Origin of the sequence: Variovorax sp. WDL1 (assembly GCF_001541225.1) — a bacterium.
Lineage (GTDB): Bacteria > Pseudomonadota > Gammaproteobacteria > Burkholderiales > Burkholderiaceae_C > Variovorax.
In genome coordinates this window covers 1-1,821 of record NZ_LMTS01000273.1, presented here as the reverse complement: position 1 = coordinate 1,821, position 1,821 = coordinate 1, and the positions used below count along the sequence as shown (strand labels likewise).

Annotated in this window: 1 protein-coding gene; it reads right to left on the bottom strand. The window is 60.3% G+C overall.

Annotated elements, in window-relative coordinates; all coding sequences use genetic code 11:
- A partial coding sequence (locus APY03_RS42925) for a hypothetical protein (protein WP_198161350.1) occupies window positions 1–1,821 on the bottom strand: 1,821 nt, incomplete at both ends.

The following is a 1,821-nucleotide window of genomic DNA, read 5'->3' as shown; positions in this document are numbered from 1 at the left end:
CCGGCGGCCGCGTCATAGAACAACAGATCCGTGCGTCCGCCGCCTCCGAAGTCACCCGGAATGATCGCCTTCCAATCGCGGCGCCAACCCCTATTGAGGCGCAACAAACTGATCTCACCACTTCCATTGGTGGTGTAGAACGCACCATGGCCTCCCACGGGGAACGGATCGACGGTCAGATCCATCTGCGGGCCAGCAACAGGAATGTTCAGCACCCTGAAGCCAGTCGCCGAACGGTCAGCCCAACGAAGGGTGGCGTGCGCGCTATCCGGATCACTGGATAGCAGATCGTAGCCCGTGGATGTACTCAAGCCGTCCCAAAGCGGCAGGGTTGCGGAAAACGGTGGTGCCCGGAGCGGCCGCACCATTCGGATTCCCTTCCGCGACCAGTCGGCGAAGTCGCTCCAACTCTTAGGTACCGCTCCTGGTGGCGGCATGGGGATCACACCGTCGGGAGCTATCTCGTAGCTACGACTATCTTCAATGACGTGCCATATCCCAAGACCAGCCCAGTCGAGCGCATTGTCATACGACGTGCCAGGCCAGCGGTTCTCAATGAGAAAGTACTCTCCGACCCCGCGCTCCAGATCGACTAGCACGAGAACGATCCCAGACCGCTCCACGTTAGGCAACTCATAAATGCCAGAGCGGAAGATGACCCTGGGCCGTAGCCATCCGAGCTTCAGCTTCTGCGCTGGGTCAATATGCGGCGCCTTTCCATCCCAATCCATTAGTGAATAGGGACCGGCGGCTGTCGGATTGAAGAATTCGGGGAAGTACATGTCACCGAGACCCAGGAGTGGGTGCGACAGCTCGTGAGCGATGATTCCTGGGCCTGGAGGAGAGCCGATGCTCACCTCAGCAATCGTGGTTATTCGAACACCGTCGACCACGACGCCTTTGCCCTCGCCGCGAGGGACGTAGTCGTCGCCGACGGGCCTCCCGAGTCCACCGCCATCCCCTCGACCAGGAAGCACGAACAGGACAAAGAGCTCTTCAATCCCCAACTCTCCGTCCCCGTTTTCGTCGAACGCTGCAAAGTCAAAATCTCGCGCGGCCTTGCGGATAGCCTCGGCACCACTATCTCGTCCGACGCTCCCCCCTCCGGGCCAGTATTCAGTGGGCGGGAAGTCGCTTTCATACCAGCCAAGGGTGGCCACGTTTTCAATCGTGAAAACTCCGCGGCTGTTTTCCAGAAAGTAGTCCCGCACACTGTCGACGGCGCCTTGCACTACGCGATCCACTACATCTCTGTCTGGTCGTGGTGCATCGTTCGGTCTGTGCGCGTCCCACAGGATCGTCACCACCTTCCGGCGCACGCTCCGCATGGTGTTAACAGATCGGAATGGCTGTTGAATTTCATCTGTGACCCGTCGTTCAGTGCCGTGTCCAGTAAGAATGACTAGGTCACCCTCGCTGGTACAGCCGGCCAAACGTTCCGTCTTGCCATCGCCGGGCCGAATCCAGGCGGTCGGATCACTTGCCAAATCACGACCGGTGACCTGCGTGAGATCGCAAACTTGCCAATCGAGCGTCGGGCTCCACCAGTGCATCAGGACGTGACCGGCGCTTGACCGAGCTCCGAGCACTTCCACGCCGGTAACCGTTTGGAACGCCGTTGGGGTACCCGTGACCGGTGATCCAGCGGCGATGTCTGAGGCATTGACAACCTGCCACCGACCAGCACGAGAAGACCACCAGAAAACCAGCAGATCACCCGATGGGCTGCGGCCCGCCAGATGTTCGACCGTGAGGTCGTCGGCCCTGGTTACCCATGCCGTTACAGGGCCGTCTATGCGTGCACCTGCCTCCTGGGAGGCG